The following is a 19,939-nucleotide window of genomic DNA, read 5'->3' as shown; positions in this document are numbered from 1 at the left end:
CGAACGGTTTGTCTCTGGCACGAAGCAGTGTTTGCCAGTGCGAACATCCGTTCGACTGATGCTCAAGAATAGCCTGGGAGAAGAAAAGCGATGAGTTCAGGGAATCCATTCAACGCCGAAGCAACCCTGTCCACGAAGTCTGGCGACTACAAGTTTTACCAGCTTCAGACTCTCGCCGAACAGGGGCTGGTCAACCTCGATCGTCTCCCGTTCTCGATTCGAGTTTTGCTCGAAGCAGCACTTCGGAATTGTGACGGCTTCATCGTGACCGAAGACGATGTCAAGAACATCGCTGCCTGGAGCCCGCAGAACCCGAATCCCCTCGAAATTCCTTTCAATCCCGGCCGTGTTGTCTTGCAGGACTTCACAGGTGTCCCGGCGGTTGTCGACCTGGCGGCATTGCGTGAGGCAATGGTTCGCATGGGTGGAGATCCCAAGAAGATCAATCCGCTTGTGCAGTGCGACCTTGTAATTGATCACAGCGTTCAAGTCGACAAATTCGCAACGCAACTGGCACTCCAGTTCAATGTCGACAAAGAATTCGAACGCAATTACGAACGCTATCAATTCTTGAAGTGGGGACAGCAGGCGTTTCAGAACTTCCGTGTGATTCCTCCCGCGACAGGTATCGTCCATCAGGTGAACCTCGAATACCTCGCAGGCGTTGCACTCGATAGCAATGGCGTTGTCTATCCGGACTCACTGGTCGGAACGGACTCGCACACCACAATGATCAACGGATTGGGAGTTGTCGGTTGGGGCGTCGGTGGAATCGAAGCTGAAGCTGTGATGCTTGGACAGCCAATTTACATGCTCCTCCCGGAAGTGGTCGGATTCGAACTTTCCGGAAAACTCCCCGAAGGAGCGACAGCGACAGACCTCGTGTTGACGGTCACCCAAACGCTCCGCGCTCACGGCGTGGTCGGAAAATTTGTGGAGTTCTTCGGGCCGGGACTGACGAGCATGTCGCTTCCGGATCGAGCGACCATCGCGAACATGGCTCCGGAATACGGAGCGACGATGGGATTCTTCCCAGTCGACGACGAAACTCTTCGCTATCTCCAACGCACCGGTCGATCAGACGATCAGGTGGAGCTCGTCGAGAAGTACTACAAAGCACAGGGAATGTTCCGCACGGACGATTCACCGTCCCCGGAATTCACAACGACGCTCGGTCTCGATATGGGAACGATCGAACCTTCTCTCGCTGGGCCGAAACGTCCTCAAGATCGCATCCTGCTTTCCGGAATGAAAAGCCAGTGGGAACAAGATCTCAGTGCTACGTTCGGCAAGCTGACACCCGCCGCGAATTCCACTCCGGAAACAATGGTTTCAGAAGGTGGAGCCCCTGTAGCTGTCGCGGAAGATCCCGGCTTCAACGGAGTACCCGTTGAGTATGACGGAAACAACTTCGAGCTAAAGCACGGGGCTGTGGTCATCGCTGCGATTACAAGTTGCACCAATACCAGCAACCCTTCCGTCATGATCGGAGCAGGATTGCTCGCTCGGAATGCGGTGAAAAAAGGCCTGAAGAGTCAACCGTGGGTGAAAACCAGCCTCGCTCCGGGAAGCCGTGTCGTGACCGATTATCTCGAGCAGGCAAAACTCGACGAACCACTTAATGCGATGGGATTCAATCTCGTCGGTTACGGATGCACGACCTGCATTGGAAACAGCGGACCGCTGCCTGATCCCATCGCGGAAGCGATCACAACGGGAGATCTGGTGGCCTGCTCCGTCCTCTCCGGAAATCGAAATTTCGAAGGTCGCGTCAATCCTCACGTCAAAGCGAATTATCTCGCCAGTCCGCCTCTCGTCGTCGCCTACGCCATCGCAGGGACGACAGACATCGATCTTCTCACCGATCCGATCGGACAGGACCAGGACGGCAACGACGTCTACCTCAAGGATATCTGGCCAACACAGAAGGAAATTGCGGACACCATCGCCGCTTCCATCTCTCCTGAGACATTCCAACGTGAATACTCGCAGGCGAGTGACGGCCCCAAAGAATGGCAATCGATCGAAGGTGCCCTTGGCGATCTGTATCAATGGGATCCCAGCAGCACTTACGTTCAGGAACCTCCATTCTTTGTCGACATGCCTGAAGAGGCGCCTGCCATCAAGTCGATCGAGTCAGCCCGGTGTCTGGTCTCAGTGGGAGACTCGACGACGACCGACCACATCAGCCCAGCTGGGGCAATCAAAGCTGATTCACCAGCGGGCCGGTTCCTTCAGGAAAACGGAATCGCTCCGACCGACTTCAACAGCTACGGAAGTCGACGAGGCAACGACCGCGTGATGACGCGTGGAACTTTCGCCAATATTCGCTTGCGAAATCAACTCGCCCCAGGCACCGAAGGGGGCGTGACGACCTACCTTCCAACCGGCGAGCAGATGTCGATCTTTGATGCATCGATGAAGTATCAGGAATCTGGAACTCCGCTGATCGCCCTCGCAGGGAAAGAATACGGAACCGGTTCCTCCCGCGACTGGGCAGCCAAGGGAACACAGCAACTCGGAATTCGCGCCGTTATCGCAGAAAGCTTCGAGAGAATTCATCGCTCAAATCTGATCGGAATGGGCGTCTTGCCTCTCCAGTTCCGAGAAGGTGAAAGCCGAGAAGCCTTCGATCTCGATGGAACCGAAACCTTCGACATCGCTCTCGACGATTCCCTGAAACCGCAGCAGGCGATCGAAGTCACAGCCCGAAAAGCCAACGGGGACGAAGTGCACTTCATCACCACCTGCCGCATCGACACCCCTGTGGAAGTCGAGTACTACCGAAACGGCGGAATTCTTCACAAAGTCCTCCGAGACCTCGCAAAGTCATAATCACCAAACCAAACGGTGATTCACGTCGCCGGATGGCTGGAGCAAATCAATTGCTCCCAATCCGGCGAATTCGCGAGCCAAACAGCGAACCTCGTGGCGAACGATCTTCTCTTCATCAAGCGAAGCAGAAGATCTCTCGCCCGAGCATCGCTGCCGCTTCAAATTATGCCCAAAAATCTGACTCGACGCAGTCTCCAATTGTCTCTATCATTCCGAACAACAGCCCGATGGTGTAACGGTAGCACGAAAGATTCTGATTCTTTTAGTCTAGGTTCAAATCCTAGTCGGGCTATTTGACGGAAATGCTCTCCGAGCCAACTTCTACGGCTCCCTCAAATTTGGAGCGTGGCAACCCTTTGCTCTCTAAGAGGCTATCCGGAAACTGAGGTTTTGTGAAAGTCTGGTTTTGTTCACACTTTGCGGTTCATCAACGCAAAGGAGTGCACGGTGTCCGAGGCGATTCGAAAAGCGTACCCAAGTGACCTGACTGACCTTCAGTGGGAGATGATCGAAATGATTCTCTTCGCATGCGAATACGGCTCGACATACTTGCGTCCAATCCGAAGCGACAGCTTTGCCACTTCCAACAACACATTCGTTCGTGGGGAATCACTCATCACCAGATTTTAGCGCATTCTCATCTCAGACTCCAGAGATGTTTTCAACAATGCAGAGTGATTTCATAGGTTCGATTTCCATCTTCATCAATCCGGGACAATGTCGGATTGTGCAACCGAACCAGTTTCCCTGAGGCTAAAACGAATGCCCGAAAAATAACTTCCAATTTGAGATGAATTGATTGAACCAACTGGTCAGAACTGACACTCGAATCAATTTCTGCAGTAACTCTTCCTTCGTGGATAATGAATTGACATGCCTCACTCGGGAAGATCAATCGCTCGCTCAGAAAGTTCTTCGGTGTAAAAGTCCACGTTAGGATTGTTGTTTCCACGCCTTAATTACCATGTTCTCAAAGCATCAACGAACCGTTCAAAGGCAGGTACCCCCATTGCCTTGCGGGAGAAAACACGATCATCTGAAGATACTTCAAAAGACCGCCGAAACTTGCGTTATGAGCAATAGTGAATTGCTCTGGATTCAACCGGTTTAGAGAGTGCCACTTTCGATTCGTCAGCTATTCGATGATTCGTTTGCAGGTGAACTCAAAGTTGACTCCGTCCGAGTTGGTGAAGCGGCCACGCCAGTGTCCGATTTTCACAAGCGAGGAGAATCCAACGCCGCTGAATTGCAATTGCGTCTCGGCGGATGGTGGCTTGCCGGCCTTGTAGACGACAGCATCTTTGAAGTTGAACCGGTTCTTGTGGGTCTTCTTGTTTTCGACGCTTGTGCCGACAGGTCTCGTAAATTGATTGACGTCAAAGTCCTGGGGAGTCATGTGGACGTCGACCGGCGACTGAAACATCTGTCCGTACTGGATCCGAAAGGCACCGATCGCCACTCGTTTCGGTCCTGCCACATTGTTGAACCGCATCGTCCAAATCGCTCCCGGAACGGTATCTTGGGCAACACACGTGCTTATGTCAGTGAAAACACTCATCAGTGAAAACACTCATCAGTGAAAACACTCATCAGTGAAAACACTCATCAGTGAAAACACTCATCAGTGAAAACACTCATCAGTGAAAACACTCATCAGTGAAAACACTCATCAGTGAAAACACTCATCAGTGAAAACACTCATCAGTGAAAACACTCATCAGTGAAAACACTCATCAGTGAAAACACTCATCAGGGAAAACACTCATCAGGGAAAACACTCATCAGGAAAGCGATAATCAGCAATCGATTCATCATCGGTTTGAGCCCTCGGTTGGAAGTCCTTGAAGATCCACTCGCACCGAGATTAGGAACCTCCCATAACAATAGTCAATGTCAGAGGCACGGCAGCCCCCCCTCAGGAGCGGCGGAGCGTCTGCCAAAATTTGTCCGCCTGCGTCTCAACGCGTTCTGAGCCGATACGGATGTATTGAAGATTGACCGACAGCCTTGAGCGCGTCATCGGCGAATCAAACCAAAGTGGCGGCAGCCTTCGAAGACTCCGCTTGTGGCGTCGCTTTCTGCTCGATAGAAGCGGTCGGTCCAGTTGTTGGATGCGTGGTGTCGGGCGACCTCATCAGCAAGCCAGTCTGGGGCGTTGCGAACGACTATTGAGCGAAATCCCGCTTGAAAGGCTGCCAGGTCATTTCCCGAGTCGCCAGCATAAACGATTTCTTCCGCAGCGACTCCTTGAGCATCAGCCCACCAATTGAGGGCGTAAGCTTTCGAAGTTCCTGCGGGCAGCAGGTCGATCAGTCCGTCGCCGGTGAACGGATCGACGCTATCAATCAGAGAGACTGGTGTGTCACCGAGTCGATCGCGAACCTTTTCCACTGTCGCGGAAAGGGAAGTTGCGTCTGTATAGAAGCTGAGCTTGAACTCGCCCTGTTTCTCTTCTTCCTGAAGTCGCAGTTCGCCCAATTCATTGAGGCTTTGCTGTATGTCATGAAACGATGAGTTTCCCATCAGGTCCTGAAGATGCTGTCGGTAAGCTTCTTCGACGGCATAGCGTTCATCAGAACGCGAGAGAATCGTTGTCCCGACATCGCAGATAATCCAGTCAGGTGTGGGAAGACGATACGTTGCGATGGCATCCAGAATGATTTCGAAATGCCGACCGCTCGCGAAACAGATGGGAACACCATTCTCTCGAAGTGCTTCTGCCAGAGTTTGCAAATCTTCGACGTGGGCGGCTCGACCATCGAGAGGAATGAGAGTTCCGTCGAGATCCGTCGCGAGAATTTGTTTTCCACTCTCGTGACTTCGATTGTTCATATCGACCTGCTACGCTGAAAATGAAACGTTCCGTCGACAACCTTACTCGCCTTCGCACCAACAAGGGGAGGGCACTCGGGTTTCGTCGACGTCCACCGTGGCAAAGTATTCTGCTCATATGAACCTTAAAAAGCGAACCCAACAAAAAATCGTCCTCATCAGTCTGCACGGTTTGATTCGAGCGACCGATCTCGAACTCGGTCGCGATGTCGATACCGGAGGGCAGGTCAAGTACGTTCTCGAACTCGCTGCAGAACTCGCAAAACATCCTGATGTCGGTGAAGTCGAACTGCTCACCCGTCAGATTTTCGATCCACGCGTCAGCGACGACTATTCGCAAGTGGAAGAGCCCATTTCTGAAAACGCGAGGATTGTTCGCATTCCGTTTGGGCCGAAAAGATATCTTCGCAAAGAGCTGTTGTGGCCGCACATTGAAGACTTCATCGACCAGACACTGGCTCACTTCAAACGAACCGGTCTGCCGGATGTGATTCACGGACACTATGCCGACGCCGGTTTCGCAGGTGCTCAACTTGCGAGGCTTTTGCATGTCCCGTTTGTCTTCACAGGGCATTCGCTCGGTCGAGTGAAGCGCGAACGACTGATTGCGGCCAACAAGAAGCCGGAAGATATCGAGAAGCGGTACAAGATTTTTCGTCGGATTGAAGCAGAGGAATACGCACTCGAGACAGCTGCGATGGTCGTGACGAGCACGACGCAAGAAGTGGAGTCTCAGTATGCGATGTACGAACATTATGTCCCGGACAGGATGGAAGTGATTCCTCCCGGGGTGAATCTGACCTCCTTCCGCCCCCCGACCGGCGATGACTCACGCCCTGCGATTGCGTCCGAACTCGCACGCTTCCTCAAAGATCCGGACAAGCCACTGATCCTCACAATGGCGAGGCCAGACGAACGCAAGAATCTGCACACGCTCGTCGAAACTTACGGTCAAAGCGAAGAACTGCGACGTCTTGCCAACCTCGTTCTGGTCATGGGAACGCGAGAGGATTTGCGCGATCTTGCTCCGGCTCAACGGAAGGTCGTCCAGCAAATTTTCACCTTGATCGATGTCCATGATCTTTACGGAAACATTGCCTACCCCAAGACACACACTCCTGACGATGTGCCAGAATTGTTTCGCCTCGCTGCAGAGAGTCGCGGAGTCTTCATCAACCCGGCTTTGACCGAACCGTTCGGACTGACGCTTCTGGAAGCTGCCGCCAGTGGCTTGCCCATTGTCGCGACGAACGATGGAGGACCGCGTGATATCGTTTCCAATTGCCGCAACGGACTGCTGGTCGACCCACTTGATATCGAACTGACTGAACAAGCTTTGCTTCGCGTTTTGACCAACGAGAAAGAGTGGACTCAATGGTCGAAGCAGGGAGTCAGTGGAGCACACGAACATTACTCATGGAAGCATCATGGGGAACGCTACTTGCGGGACCTGAACGATATTCTCTCCCAGACCGCGACTCCGGCACTGGCGAAGAAGACTCCCCGTCGTCGAATCCCGGAGTTTGATCGGCTCATTATCACCGATCTGGATAACACCCTAACAGGAGATCAAGAAGGGCTCGATGAATTTGTCCGCCTGATTGAAGAGCACGATCACATCGGTTTCGGAATCGCTACCGGCCGAACACTCAGTAGTGCGTGTGAACTCATTGAAGAACTCAATCTGCCATTCCCGGATCTGATTGAATCGGGAGTTGGGACCGAACTTCACTACGGCAGCAATCTCACTTCCGATTCAAGCTGGGAACGCGAAATCGGGTATCACTGGAACCGACGGAAAATTCAGGAACTTCTCGCTGACCAGCCCGGTTTGTTTTTACAGCCAGAAGACAATCAGTCACGCTTCAAACTGAGCTACAATTACGACGATAAAGAAGCTCCGACGCTCGGATCGTTGCGAAAGCTCATTCGCGAGGCCAAGCTTCGTGCGAATCTGATCCTCTCACATCAAATGTATCTTGATGTGATTCCCGTTCGGGGGGGAAGCGGAAATACGATGCGGCATGTCGCCTACAAATGGAGTTTTCAGCCAGAACATATCCTCGTCGCCGGAGATTCCGGGAACGATGAGGGAATGTTGAAAGGACGAACTCTCGGCGTCGTCGTCGGAAACCACAGCCCTGAACTTGAGTCACTCCGCGGACTCCCGCGAATCTACTTTGCTGAAGCGAATCACGCGCGTGGCATCCTAGAAGGCATTAACTACTACCAGTTTCTGGACCACATAGTAATTCCGAATGATCGAACCGAATGAAAGCCTCCAGTTCACCGATCTCGGCTTCGAAGCGGAACTGTCCCTGAAACGAATTCTTCCCAGAGTTCTCAGCGTCTGGTCAGAGGATGAAGTCCACGACCTCGACGTTCAACGTTTCGTTCGCCGACTCGAACAGCACTGGCCAACTCTTTTCCGTCTATTGTTTGAACTGTACGGACACCGATACGACTTCTTCTATCACCTGGAAGAAATCGCCAAGACCGCTGCGCGATCGTGGAAAAACCGTTCTGCTCCCCTAAAAAATCTTGACGAGCAACGAATTCACGAACCCGACTGGTTTCAATCTGAGCGGGTTGTCGGTGGAGCACTTTATGTCGATCTGTTCAGCGAGAACCTTGGTAAGCTTCGTGAACATATCGGCTACTTCAAAGAACTTGGGCTGACATACCTTCACCTGATGCCGCTTTTCGCCGTCCGCCCCGGTGACAACGACGGGGGTTACGCGATCAGCAACTACCGGTCGATTGACCCGAGACTCGGCACGATTGACGACCTTTGCCGGTTGGCAGACGATTTGCGCGAGGCAGGCATCAGCCTCGTTCTCGACTTCGTTTTCAATCACACCTCGGATGATCACATTTGGGCCAAGCAAGCCCAGTCTGGAAACAAAGAGTACCAGCAGTTCTATTACATTTTTCCGGACCGCACGATTCCGGATCAATACGAACGTACGCTTCGAGAGATTTTCCCAACCGTCCGCCGTGGAAACTTCACCTGGCAGGATGGAATGGAACAGTGGGTCTGGACGACGTTCAACAGCTTTCAATGGGATTTGAACTATCAGAACCCGTCGGTCTTCCGTTCGATGCTCGAAGAGATGCTCTTCATTGCAAACACGGGAGTTGACATTCTCAGGCTGGACGCAGTGGCGTTCATCTGGAAACAGATGGGGACCAGCTGCGAGAACTTGCCGCAAGCTCATACAATTATTCGGGCTTACAATGAACTTGCTCGAATCGCTGCTCCGGGTCTCGTTTTCAAATCGGAAGCGATCGTCCATCCCGATGATGTTGTGAAATACATCGGGGCGGATCAGTGCCAGATTTCCTACAATCCGACGCTGATGGCTTTGTTGTGGGAGTCTCTGGCAACTCGCGAGACGAAGCTTCTCTTCAAATCTCTCACTCATCGTCACCAATTGCCGCAGCGAACATCATGGGTCAATTACCTGAGATGCCACGATGACATCGGCTGGACTTTTGACGATCAGGATGCGGCTGAGATCGGAATCAATGGCTATGACCATCGACAATTTCTGAACGAATTTTATACGGGTCAGTTCGCAAATTCGTTTGCCCGTGGAGTTCCCTTTCAGCACAACCCTCAAACGGGTGACATGAGAATTTCAGGGACTCTTGCTTCTCTGGCAGGGTTGGAGCAGGCACTTCTCGCCGGTGACCGCGACCTCATCGAACTGGCGATTCGCCGCATCACCTTGCTTCAGGGAATCATTCTCAGCGTCGGCGGAATCCCACTTCTGTATCTGGGTGAGGAGTGGGGCTTACTGAATGATTATGATTTCGTGAAAGATCCCGCGAAAGCAGGAGACACTCGCTGGGTGCATCGCCCGCGAATGAAGTGGGAGTACCTTCAGGAACTTGACGACCATCATAACGGCAACGGAGGATCGATTCGCACACGATTGTTCACGACTGTCAAACGTATGATTGCGATGAGAAAGGAGTCGGCAGCTCTGGCAGGCCAGAAGATGGAGTTGATCAATCTCCGCAATCCTCACGTGCTGGCCTACGTCCGAATGAACGACAGCGCCCGCATGGTGGTCCTCGCGAACTTCTCCGAAGAACCGCAGGAGATCTCCGGCAATCAGATCCGCACTGCCGGATTTGGGCACTTCTTTGAGGATGTCCTCGAGGGCAGCGAGTTGAATACGTCGGCAGACATTTCGCTCTCCCCGTACCAAATCCGCTGGCTCAACCGCGTGTGACGATGTAATTCCCCCCGCTTCGATCGGGGGATCGCTCAAAACGGCTCGATTGCCGATCGAAACTTCTGTCCGACGACATCGCCACCTTCTGCTAACCCATTCTTAACACTCGGGCGTTGCAGTCAGTGCAACCGGAATAACCGGCACAGTTTGTCCGACGTTTGATATTTCTGCCTGTTCCGGTTGTTCTCATCGTACCGCCTGATTCGATGACAAGGCTGCGGAGCGAATCTGCCGTTTTCTCCGCTCGCGAGAGCATTCTTCGAAGTGAACTGGCGGATTGGCACGTGCTCACGGGATGAAATCCTTCTCGAGAACCCCAAGCGAGTGCACAGGCAAGAGCAGCTTACTCAATCGGTGATTCCATTCTTGACACAAGAAGAGGACAAGGATGTCCACGCTTAGAAAATATCGATGGACCTTTGCATTTCTCTGTTTCGGGGCCATTCTGGCACCGGCAGCGTTCGCCGAAGACGAGGTGAAACTCGATCCTCAAGTGCGCTTGCTGCTTGAGCGATTGGAAGCAGCCGAAAAGCAAATTCAAACGCTCACCAATGAGTTGAAAACGGTCAAAGAGGCCCAGGCCAAGGCGCGACCGTTCCCCCAGGCTCAGGGGACAACTGAAGATTTGAATGACCTTGGCCTTCCGATTGGGGTCGACGGAGTGTTTACTGAAACGGGTGCGGAAGATTCACTCCGTGATATTCCCAGCGTTGCCCGAGAAATGGTCTCCTTCGAAGAAATCCGAGAAGACGCCCCCGACTCGATTCCCGCAGAACTTGAAGAACGCTTGAGTCTGCTTGAAGAAGGTTGGGACGATCTCGACTCCGCATGGACGAAATTTCACGAAGCGGAACAGAAGAAAAAGTTCGACGCTGCCAAAAAGCCGACGATGAGCATCAACGGTCGAATTCATGCCGACTACTGGGACTTCGTCCACAACTCAGAAGGGATCGGATATTTCGAGCATCCTGATCCCATGTCCGACAACTATGGACGCCCACCGGAAGACCGAGCTCTCTTCCGACGAATTCGTCTCGAAATGAAGGGTGACATCCTTGAAACAATGCTCTGGCGAGTCCAACTCGACTTCAATAACCCAGGCACTCCGGAGATGAAGGACGTCTATCTCGGGTTCAAAGAGCTTCCTTTCAACCAGCAACTCTTGATCGGAAACCAGAAACGGCCGTTGGGTCTCGACCACCTCAACAGTAGCCGATACAACGTCTTCCTGGAGCGACCTTTTGTTGTCGAAGCATTCAACGAAGACGCCCGACGTCCCGGTATCGCGATGTACGGATACTCCGACGACGAACTCTTCACCTGGCGATACGGAGCTTATTTCCTGGAAAACATCGCCACCGACGGTCGCGTGATCGGCCAATCGAACCAGATGAGTTTGAATGGCCGCCTTTCCTCAGCACCATGGTATGACGAAGCATCCGGCGGACGCGGATACCTGCATCTTGCCATCGCCGGGATGGCTGCCAGAACGGATGGTGACCGCAACGATTCCGACACGAATCAAAACGAAGCCCGATTCCGAACACGTGTTGGAGCCCGAACCGACACTCGGTGGTTAAATACCGAGAGAATCGCCGCAGCGGATCACTATGAAATCATCGGACTCGAATCGATCTTCAACTACGGCCCACTGCAACTCGTATCAGAGTACCAGCACAACTGGGTCCAACGAGAAGGAGAGGAGAACCTTCAGTTCGGCGGGGCTTATGCTTATATCTCCTACTTCCTGACCGGCGAACACATTCCGTACGATCGAAAGACTTCAACGATCGGTCGTGTTAAACCGTTCGAGAACTTCTTCCTGGTTGATCAATGTACAGGTGGTTGCGGGACTGGATGGGGAGCGTGGAACGTCGCACTTCGATATGACTATCTCGACCTTTCCGACGACAACGTTCTCGGAGGTGTGGGAGAGGCCTGGACAAGTGCCTTGAACTGGCATTGGACACCGTATTCGAAGCTTCAATTCGATGCGTCCTATGGGGAAATCGACAACCATCGTCCCGTCGATGGATTCACATCCGGCAACTACTTCTTCTTCGGAACTCGATTCGCTGTGGAATTCTAAGAGTTCCAGTTCGAAGCCGTAGAGAAGAACCCAGAGAATAATTAATTCGAATTCTGAAAACGCCAATCCGCCACAATTTCAATTGGCTTCCGGAATTCACATCAACCATCTTACAACGAATGCCCCCGCGTCACACGACTGGAGCAGACACATGAACCAGACACAACTGTTCTTAGCACTCGCATTAATCGTTTCAGCATCTTCGCAAGCGACTGCTGGAAACTTCCTCGGTGCTTGCAAGCCAACGGGTTGCTGTGAGACGGTCAACTGTCCGCCTTGTCAATTGGTCTGTTGCCCTGAAACAAAAGCTGAGAAAGTTAAGAAGCACTGTTGGGAGATCGAGTGCGAACCAATTTGTGTTCCTCGAGTCAGATGCCCTCTGTTCGACTTCTTCCGAAAAGACCAATGCGACCAATGTGATGCAATGTCCGCCAATGGAGGCAGCTACTGCAACAGATGTGCTGACGTCAAAATGGTTCGAAAGCTGAAGAAAGTCGAATACGAATGCGAGAAGTGCGTGGTGGAGTGGAAAGTCCATCGCGTTCCAGTCTCCGCTGGGAAATGTTGCGACGGCGCGCCTCCTGCCCTTGGCTGCACGCAACTTCCATAGCTCCGCTTTACACCTCTTTCTCAAGAGACGAGCTGCGGAAGTGAAGAAATCACCATTCCGAACGTTCCGTTGTCGGCAGACTCCACACTCTAGAGATCATCAGAACGAATTAGTACCTCGAAGAGGCAATCAGCTGCTATTCCGCGCTGACGACCACCAGGTCCACAACTCCGGACGACTGACGAAACGCGATGCGCCAGCACGCAAAGACCTGAGACCCCAAATCTTTCGATGCGTGCGCACTGATTGTCACCTCACCAATGTCTTCGCAAATCACACGTGCTTTCGAGACTGGGTCGATCTCATAAACAGTTAACGAAACTGGGCTGGCAGAATTGTTAATCACCCGACACCCCCGCTTCGGCTCAAACTCTTCGCTGAGCTGGACATTGTCGGAGGCTGTCACTGTACGAAATGTGACAATCTTCTCTGTACCTGTGTGAGTCGACATAATTAACACTTTTCCAGAAGGTCAACAAAGAGAAGCGAGGCCGGGAGTCAATCACTGGTGGATAGATTCTCGACTACCGAGATAAGCTGCAAACAACACGACGTGGTTCACGTGTGTACGCAATTTCTTGCCGAACTGATCTTCAAGATCTGGGACGATTGCTAAGAAACCACGGACAACTTGCTATGGGCGGAATCGAAGATTGAGCGTTGAAACGCTCTCGACGTTCGGAACGGAAGAGACCTTGTGCTGCAATCCTCCGATGTCCCGCTGATACGGACTTCCGGCGAGATCGATCCCGAAGTTCAAAACGCCGGGCAAAATCCGGTCGACGAGAATCGAATCATTTGTCGGGGTATAGTCGCCGCCACCTGCCCCGCCCACACCTGATCGATCGTCAACATATCCGGGTTCCAATGGATTCGACGGCGTTCCGTAAGTGGTATCCCGCCCTCTTCCTTCTTGCGCGAAGAGGTCACCGTCACGATAGTGATTGTGATGACAGTTAATTCCATTTAGAAGCGGCCATCCGCCCGTTCTTTGACCATTCCCCCCGTTAAACATGTCCGCCTTAATGTTCATCTGGTGAAAGGAATTCCCAATCATAAACCAGTTCGAACGCTCCCATCCCGTCGGTCCTCCATCATTGTATGAGAGGTTCACCCGCTCACCGGCAATGGTGTTTGCAATCAACTTAATATCATTCGTCGGTTGCGAAGACGTTTCGGTTCCGTCTCCAGCAATCGCCATTGCAGGGGAGGTTCCCGCAGTCTTCTCAATGACGTTTCCAACGATCGCCGCATTGTGATTCGGCTGCCCTGCAGTCTCTCCCAAAGTTAGAATTTTTCGCCCGGAGGATCGGAAATCAGTAAATTGGTTCCATGCGAAGAAGACACCGTCCTGTTCCGGAACGCTGCTCGCAAAAGAAGCCACACTGTTAGCGCGGAATGAATTTTGGCCAATGCTTTTGCAAGCGACAACATGAAACCAGGCGTTCATCGAATGTGTAGTCGTCGAGTCGACCAACTCGCAACCATCAAACGAGTAGGCAATTCGCGATGACGAAAACGACTGCACCGCCCAATGCTCTGCACCAAGGTCACCTGAGCAGTTCACGAACCGACAGGAGTCCGATCGATATCCCGGTCCAACAGTTGGCGTCGAGACAGGTCCTCCCCATTGGCTGTCCATGTGACAATCACGAAACTCAATGTGGTTGCCCTGATGTTCGCCATCCAGCCAGCTTGACGAACTCTTCAGCGTGACTCGACACCCCTGAATCCGGAGCCGTTGATGCCGGTAGGTCCTCAGCTCGTTGATTTCCACGATCACCGAGTCTTTGTCAGCCCCATCAACAGGGCGAATCACGGCCCATTCGAGACTCGCAATCCGTGCATTGAGGTTTCCAAGAGCATGAACGCCCGCCCCAAGTTCGACGACATTCGCGCCACTCTGCAATGCTCTTCCGATCGTCGCAAATGGGGCCGCTTCTGAACCATCACCACTCCCATCGTCTCCGCCGATACGAACGTGGCGCACCTCATCCAACAGGCGGTTCTTATCGCAAATAAGCGTGACACGATTCCGTCCCAGAATTTCGTCAGTCGAAATTGCGCGACCAACCGTCGAGACGATCGAGTTCGCGTCTCCCACCTTCGGGTAAACAGTGAAATCGCAATCGATCAACTTACCCTGCTGAAACCCATTGATCGGAACGGCAGCTTCATAGGCACTTGCGGAAAGACCAGATGCTGGTCGTTGTCTGCCCGTGGGCGAAGTCACGATCACAGTTTGCTGATGCCCAGAAGTTCCCCCGGTTGCAGTAACAACCACTGAAGAAATTCCGTGGCCAGCAACCGCGTTGACGGCAATCCGAAAATCATCATTGACCCGATCTCCGGAAACGACTCCCGCGAATTCGTCAAGCTTGGCCGTCACGCGAGGGTAGGGGAGAGACGCTTCGTTCGTGACCGCAATTTCACTGGCGCCCAGCGAGTCTTCAGAGTTGCCAGCCAGATTTCGAAAGGCCCCAGCCCGAACGGTGGCCACGACGGTGTCACCTTCGTAAATGTTCGCCGCCAACCAGAGGCGAATCCGCACTCCCGACGCAGTCGCTGCCTGATCCTGCTCCGCCTGATTGGGAAACGGTCGCCGAGCAACATGTGTCGCCACCAAAGTCCGCGACACGTTCTCAGCCGTCCCATCGGTTGAGTAACCACTTGAAGTCACGAGCAACGTGATCGAAGCATTGGAGAGGTCGGCATCGTGAAGCGGATTCCCGAATCCGGATCCGAGATCACACTCCACCCCCTCATCAAACCCCTCAATCTCAAGATCGATGAAGCCTCCGTCAACAGCGAGGCCTGCCGTTGAGCGATGGGGAACGGTCACTGAAGTGATTTCACCGATGGGCATGCTGAGTCTCTGCAACGTGAAAGTGTCAAAAAAGAAGCATTCAAAGTGCTCAGACAAGGTTGCGCAACATCAGCCGCCGCCACCACTCTGCACAGCGATCCACCCTCCGCTCCATCGCCTCCGTCAGACAGAATTCGCTCGGCCCCGGCAAGCGATCTCACACTCCTCGGTCGATGTCCTCCAGAGGGTTCGCCTCCTGGTCACCCACGCAAATCCAACAACTTCCTGACTCCGCCAAATCGCAAGTCGAAGAGAGATTCAACGCAAAATCCGAGACATGCCACCAATCAACCAGAGCCGTTTGACAGCCGAACAAACTCCCCGCTATCATCCGCCACCGAAGCTTCCAAACTCCTCAAAGTTCGAAAGCTTCGAATCGGGATGTAGCGCAGCCTGGTAGCGCGCTTGACTGGGGGTCAAGAGGTCGCAGGTTCAAATCCTGTCATCCCGACTTTCTAAAGTGTTACTCTTGAACACTTTCCAACTCTTCGAGGTTTTCGAAGAGTTCTGCACGGGGAGCCAAATGGGGAGCCAAATGGCTTCTCCCCCGAATTATGGGGGCCAAATCGCTTCGTCCCAGGGGCGGAAAGAATCTCAATTACGCTGTTTGGCTTTGTGGCTCGAAGACTCTTGAAATTCGCACGACGTTGAACCCATAATTGAAACGTCGTGTTTTGGCAGTGCAGACGCCGAGTTCTGCTGGGGATCTTTCATGCATTCGAAACTGATCAGTCATTGCTGTGCGAATGCGAAACCCACCGCCAATTGCACCACTTCTCCGGAATGCGCAATCCAGTCTTCGCAAGCTGGCCGGAGCATCAAGTGGTTGAACCTGCTTGATAGTTCGCAGTTCTCTTCCCGTGGTGGGTTCTGCTCGGTTGAAAGCCAAGAACGAGGCGGCACGGGTGAGTTTGAGTACCAACCGGGGGAAGTTCCCGGATTGGTCTGGGGGGCCTACGGGTCAGGAAACCTCAATCAACAATCGCCGTGGCCCTGCGGAGTCATAAATCCTTGGCTTCGCACCATACTGGAAACCTCATTCGGCTCAAACGGTTAGGAAAATTTCAATTCGTTTTTGGCGAAATTCTCTTTTCTGCGCGCGCATGTGTGTTGATTAAGAAGATCGAAGCTAACAACGGGTCAACTTAGTTTGAAAGTTTGGCGCGCAAGCAACGCTGGACGTGAATCAAGCCTAAGAGAAGTCCTAAACCGGTGAGAGAAAAGGAAAACAGGTGGAAGGCCGGGGGGAGGGGTGCGCGCAGTCTTTCACTTTTTTTGACTTGTACGGTTTAGTTTGGCCTGCGGCCAAGGGGTGCCGCGATGCGGCAGGGAGAACGGGCATGACCGAGAATCGAGAGTATGGAATCATCATCAAGCCCAGCAAAAGCCCAGAGGAACGGGAACAGAGAAGGCAGGAATGGGTGAATGAGATGCGAGAGTTCCTTGGTCAAAAGCAACTGGAGTGGGAGCGGAAAGTCTTGAAGACGCTCATGGAGGGCTCGCAGAGTGAGTCAGAACAGACGAGGAGCAAGCGTCACCCGAAAGCGAGTGAGATCTTCCCGGAACCGACGCATGCCTTCTATTCCGAGGAGACGGCCGGAGAACTGGCAGCGAAGAAAGCGGCGGACGGACTCGAAGGGAACTCGGAGCGACTGAGTGAGGAGCTGCTGAAGAGATACGAAGGAGGCGGGTACTTCAACGCGAGGGAACTGTCCGGATCGATCGAGAGTGCTCAGGAATTCGGGCGGAAGATGGCTGAACACATCGAGAAGGTTGTCGTCGAGCACGTCTTCGGGGACGGGGAACAGGACGGAGAAGAGGAGCAACCAGCAAAGCGAGGAGTCTCCCCGATCGCCAAAGAGATGCTGAACTCGAAGACCAGTCGTGAGGAGATGCATGGCTACGTCATCAACGGGATCACTGCGAGTCTGGGGATTCCTCAGATGATTCTTCTTCCGCCTGGATCGATGGAAAACGTGGCTCAAGCGAAGTCGGATGAGGAGACGCATCGTGCGATGACCTTCCGGGCGATGCGGGACTTCGGGGTTCCGATCATGGAAACGAGACACATGCTGATGACCGACACTGGAAAGATTCCGCCGCGAGTGCGAGTCGTTCGCAGGAAGAAGTTTCGGGCCGGTCGTTCGGGTTGGGTCGCCGTCGCAGTTGTGGTGATGGCACTTTGGATTGCAGTTCTGTCAGCACTCTGATTCGGAGCCACAATGAAAAAACAGGTACACTGCTGTGATTTCTGTGGGCGGGACACTCCAAACAAGTCCCGAATATGTAAATTCTGCACAAGTGGGTCGGAGAGGTTTAATCGTAAGTGTGACGGGTGCAAGAATTTGGAGAGCAAGTGCGTCTGTCCTCGGTCACCACACCAGTATGATGGCGACCGGGATTCCGCTTTTTACGAAGATATGTTTTATGAGTCGGATTAAGATTGTTGACTGTAGCTATAAGTCGATGTAAAATTCGTCCGTTCGGTGGTTCTTCTTTCCTTTGCCCCAAACATCCTCAAAGGTCTCCAGTGGGATTTACCGGACCTGACCGCATGGTACAACATGCGGTCTTTTTTTATGCGCCAACATGTAAAAGCACGTCGCCTGATTGTGAGAGATGTTGAAGTTTTTCTAAAAAACATAAATCTCTCATTCGACATCCGCTCTATAAGAGTTAAGATGTGATCCATCGCGTGAAGCGAGAAGGTTGGATCGGCACCAAGTCCGATTAGGAGCGTTGAGCCATGCTGGCGACTTCTCAGAGTGTGTTTCTGGAATCACTCGCAAAACAACATACTGAGTTCTCCCAAAAAGAGCTCGGATCAGTCTTCGGAAGAACATTGCAGGCGGCAATTGATGCTGTCGCGTTCTTCGTTGCTACACAATTCTATCAAGATCGATGGGAGGGGTTTTGTCTTCAGCAATCGGATGGATTCCGGGGGCTGGTACGGACGCAAAACATTCAAAACTCTTGCCGATAGGGAGGTCTGGTTGTGTGCGATTTCCTGCAAGCATGGATTCGTGACGATCGTGTGGAAGGATTGAGTCTTCAGGCACGTGGCATCTGGATGGAAGTCAGAGCACTGATGGACCAGATGGACCTGAGCCAACTGAAAGGCACGGAAGAGCAACTGGCGTCGGCCTTGCGGAGCGATTGGGCTTCCGCAAGGCAGGCGTTGGATGAACTACACGCTGCAAGACTGCTCTACGTGAAACATTGGAAGACTTTCACAGTTGTAATTGATCGAAGTCGAGAGAAAGAGGCCAAGCGGGAAGATGAGCGTCAATCTCGCTGGGATGCGGTTCGTCCGGAAACACAAAAGAAACCCAAACAAAATCAATCAGTTGAGCAAATTGCCTCTGAACCGAAACAAACACAGATGCGTTTTGAGGATGAACAGAAACCGGTCTGTCAACCGGAGAGGCAACAGGAGTCGCAATCTGCGACCGCAAAAACTGCTGAGCAGAACGCAGGGGAAGAGACGTTACATCGCCCAGGTGTAGCGTCGGTGAATCATCTGATCAGAACGTGGAACGACTTCTCTCGGTGCCGGAAGTGTAATCGTATTACTCCGAAGCGGATGAAGCTCGCAATCGCAAGATTGCAGGAGAGGTACTTCGTAGACAACTGGCAGGAAGCCATCCAGAGAGTGTCTGAATCCGACTTTCTAAGGGGAAAGATCCCGGACAAGGACTGGATTGCCGACGTGGAGTGGTTCTTGAGCAATGAGAACGTCGTCGTTTGGATCATGGAAGGCAAGTACGACAACCGTCAGAAGGAAAAGAAGCTGACGGCTGTCGAGAGATTCATGAAGAAGGCCGAAGAATGTCAGAATTCAGCGTTAGTCAGAGATGGGCCAGTGAGTTCGGTCGCTTGATGGAAGTGTTGCAGAGTTCAGTTGGCAAAGAGATCAGCGAAGGTCTCTTGGCGTCGTATTCGATGGCGTTGAAGGATCTTCCGATTGAGTCGGTGTCAGCGTCAGTGCAGCGAATCATCATGGAAGATCAGTATCCCGTTCTTCCTACTCCGGGGCGACTGCGGAAGTTTGCTGTGGAGTTCACGCATGGTTGTGACATGAGTCACTCGGAAGCGTTCGACCAAGTGAAGCGTGCGATTTCCAAGTGCGGTTACAACCAGCCGAAACTTGCTGAACAGATGCTTGGTGAGTCCATCTGGAGAGCTATTCAGGGAATCGGTGGTTGGGACCGTGTGTGTAGTTCACCTGTTTCAGAGAGGTCGTCGTTGGTCGCACAATTCCGGGACTCTTGGAATCACGTCGCTGAAGATCAGCAGAGGAAACGGATGCTTCCGGAAGGAGTCAGGCCCAAGGTAATTGGGGCAGCGGAAAAGACTCTGGAGCAGAAGTCAGACAATAGGAGCTTGATTCAGAGTGTTGGGGAATCGATGTCTCCCAGATTGGAGCGTGGAGAGTGAGTACGTCCCGCCCTGTGCCTCGGTGC

The 19,939-nt window shown here is 52.7% G+C and carries 12 protein-coding genes and 2 tRNA genes; 10 read left to right on the top strand and 4 right to left on the bottom strand.

All coding sequences use genetic code 11. The features are described 5' to 3' along the window. Nucleotides 1-90 precede the first annotated feature (90 nt). The 3 genes from acnA (at nucleotide 91) to KOR42_RS11385 (ending at nucleotide 3,465) form a co-directional block, all read left to right on the top strand. The gene (acnA, locus tag KOR42_RS11395; RefSeq protein WP_146509795.1) at nucleotides 91-2,835 is read left to right on the top strand and encodes an aconitate hydratase AcnA; all 2,745 of its coding nucleotides are present in this window, start codon (nucleotides 91-93) and stop codon (nucleotides 2,833-2,835) included. A 221-nt stretch (nucleotides 2,836-3,056) separates the two neighbouring features. Then, nucleotides 3,057-3,127, top strand: a tRNA-Gln gene (locus KOR42_RS11390). A 155-nt stretch (nucleotides 3,128-3,282) separates the two neighbouring features. Next, nucleotides 3,283-3,465, top strand: a complete 183-nt coding sequence (locus tag KOR42_RS11385; protein ID WP_146506649.1) for a hypothetical protein — start codon at nucleotides 3,283-3,285, stop codon at nucleotides 3,463-3,465. Between the two features lie 505 nt (nucleotides 3,466-3,970). On the opposite strand, the gene KOR42_RS11380 is transcribed toward KOR42_RS11385, so the two are convergent. Further along, complete coding sequence (locus tag KOR42_RS11380; protein ID WP_146509793.1) at nucleotides 3,971-4,393, bottom strand: hypothetical protein; 423 nt, start codon at nucleotides 4,391-4,393, stop codon at nucleotides 3,971-3,973. Between the two features lie 458 nt (nucleotides 4,394-4,851). Continuing rightward, on the bottom strand, nucleotides 4,852-5,667 hold the full coding sequence (locus KOR42_RS11375; RefSeq protein WP_146509791.1) for an HAD-IIB family hydrolase: 816 nt from the start codon (nucleotides 5,665-5,667) through the stop codon (nucleotides 4,852-4,854). 118 nt (nucleotides 5,668-5,785) lie between these two features. On the opposite strand from KOR42_RS11375, the gene KOR42_RS11370 reads away from it, so the two are divergent. The 3 genes from KOR42_RS11370 to KOR42_RS11360 all read left to right on the top strand — a co-directional run bounded on the left by KOR42_RS11370 (nucleotide 5,786) and on the right by KOR42_RS11360 (nucleotide 12,000). Continuing rightward, nucleotides 5,786-7,942: an HAD-IIB family hydrolase gene (locus KOR42_RS11370; RefSeq protein ID WP_146510081.1), complete on the top strand. Its 2,157-nt coding sequence runs from the start codon at nucleotides 5,786-5,788 to the stop codon at nucleotides 7,940-7,942. Continuing rightward, nucleotides 7,926-9,908 (top strand): alpha-amylase family glycosyl hydrolase, encoded by a 1,983-nt coding sequence (locus KOR42_RS11365; protein WP_146509789.1) that lies wholly within the window; start codon nucleotides 7,926-7,928, stop codon nucleotides 9,906-9,908. The genes KOR42_RS11370 and KOR42_RS11365 overlap by 17 nt, the downstream gene beginning before the upstream one ends. 391 nt (nucleotides 9,909-10,299) lie before the next feature. Continuing rightward, the gene (locus KOR42_RS11360) at nucleotides 10,300-12,000 is read left to right on the top strand and encodes an OprO/OprP family phosphate-selective porin (protein ID WP_197441070.1); all 1,701 of its coding nucleotides are present in this window, start codon (nucleotides 10,300-10,302) and stop codon (nucleotides 11,998-12,000) included. 746 nt (nucleotides 12,001-12,746) lie between these two features. On the opposite strand, the gene KOR42_RS11355 is transcribed toward KOR42_RS11360, so the two are convergent. Together KOR42_RS11355 and KOR42_RS11350 are read right to left on the bottom strand one after the other, a co-directional pair. Beyond that, nucleotides 12,747-13,061, bottom strand: coding sequence for a hypothetical protein (locus tag KOR42_RS11355; RefSeq protein WP_146509787.1), 315 nt, complete (start codon nucleotides 13,059-13,061; stop codon nucleotides 12,747-12,749). Nucleotides 13,062-13,244: 183 nt separating this feature from the next. Next, complete coding sequence (locus tag KOR42_RS11350) at nucleotides 13,245-15,476, bottom strand: hypothetical protein (protein ID WP_146509785.1); 2,232 nt, start codon at nucleotides 15,474-15,476, stop codon at nucleotides 13,245-13,247. A gap of 377 nt (nucleotides 15,477-15,853) precedes the next feature. Here KOR42_RS11350 and KOR42_RS11345 point away from each other — a divergent pair. The 4 genes from KOR42_RS11345 to KOR42_RS11330 all read left to right on the top strand — a co-directional run bounded on the left by KOR42_RS11345 (nucleotide 15,854) and on the right by KOR42_RS11330 (nucleotide 19,913). Beyond that, nucleotides 15,854-15,927, top strand: a tRNA-Pro gene (locus tag KOR42_RS11345). A gap of 889 nt (nucleotides 15,928-16,816) precedes the next feature. Further along, the gene (locus KOR42_RS11340; protein WP_146509783.1) at nucleotides 16,817-17,686 is read left to right on the top strand and encodes a hypothetical protein; all 870 of its coding nucleotides are present in this window, start codon (nucleotides 16,817-16,819) and stop codon (nucleotides 17,684-17,686) included. A 785-nt stretch (nucleotides 17,687-18,471) separates the two neighbouring features. Next, nucleotides 18,472-19,356 carry a hypothetical protein gene (locus tag KOR42_RS11335; RefSeq protein ID WP_146509781.1) on the top strand — a complete coding sequence of 295 codons (885 nt, stop codon included), beginning with the start codon at nucleotides 18,472-18,474 and terminating at the stop codon, nucleotides 19,354-19,356. Further along, nucleotides 19,356-19,913: a hypothetical protein gene (locus KOR42_RS11330; RefSeq protein WP_197441069.1), complete on the top strand. Its 558-nt coding sequence runs from the start codon at nucleotides 19,356-19,358 to the stop codon at nucleotides 19,911-19,913. Before KOR42_RS11335 ends, KOR42_RS11330 begins: the two co-directional genes overlap by 1 nt. Nucleotides 19,914-19,939 lie beyond the last annotated feature (26 nt).

This window comes from Thalassoglobus neptunius (assembly GCF_007859735.1).
GTDB classification, from domain to species: Bacteria; Planctomycetota; Planctomycetia; order Planctomycetales; family Planctomycetaceae; genus Thalassoglobus; species Thalassoglobus neptunius.
Note: the sequence above shows the minus strand (reverse complement) of the source record. Positions and strands in the feature narration are given on the sequence as shown.

What these genes read in the sequence shown, in the direction of transcription:
- acnA (WP_146509795.1), top strand. Translation starts at nt 91, where the DNA reads ATGAGTTCAGGGAATCCATTCAACGCCGAAGCAACCCTGTCCACGAAG.
- KOR42_RS11380 (WP_146509793.1), bottom strand. Translation starts at nt 4,393, where the DNA reads ATGAGTGTTTTCACTGACATAAGCACGTGTGTTGCCCAAGATACCGTT.
- KOR42_RS11355 (WP_146509787.1), bottom strand. Translation starts at nt 13,061, where the DNA reads ATGTCGACTCACACAGGTACAGAGAAGATTGTCACATTTCGTACAGTG.
- KOR42_RS11360 (WP_197441070.1), top strand. Translation starts at nt 10,300, where the DNA reads ATGTCCACGCTTAGAAAATATCGATGGACCTTTGCATTTCTCTGTTTC.
- KOR42_RS11340 (WP_146509783.1), top strand. Translation starts at nt 16,817, where the DNA reads ATGACCGAGAATCGAGAGTATGGAATCATCATCAAGCCCAGCAAAAGC.
- KOR42_RS11370 (WP_146510081.1), top strand. Translation starts at nt 5,786, where the DNA reads ATGAACCTTAAAAAGCGAACCCAACAAAAAATCGTCCTCATCAGTCTG.
- KOR42_RS11330 (WP_197441069.1), top strand. Translation starts at nt 19,356, where the DNA reads ATGGAAGTGTTGCAGAGTTCAGTTGGCAAAGAGATCAGCGAAGGTCTC.
- KOR42_RS11375 (WP_146509791.1), bottom strand. Translation starts at nt 5,667, where the DNA reads ATGAACAATCGAAGTCACGAGAGTGGAAAACAAATTCTCGCGACGGAT.
- KOR42_RS11350 (WP_146509785.1), bottom strand. Translation starts at nt 15,476, where the DNA reads ATGCCCATCGGTGAAATCACTTCAGTGACCGTTCCCCATCGCTCAACG.
- KOR42_RS11365 (WP_146509789.1), top strand. Translation starts at nt 7,926, where the DNA reads ATGATCGAACCGAATGAAAGCCTCCAGTTCACCGATCTCGGCTTCGAA.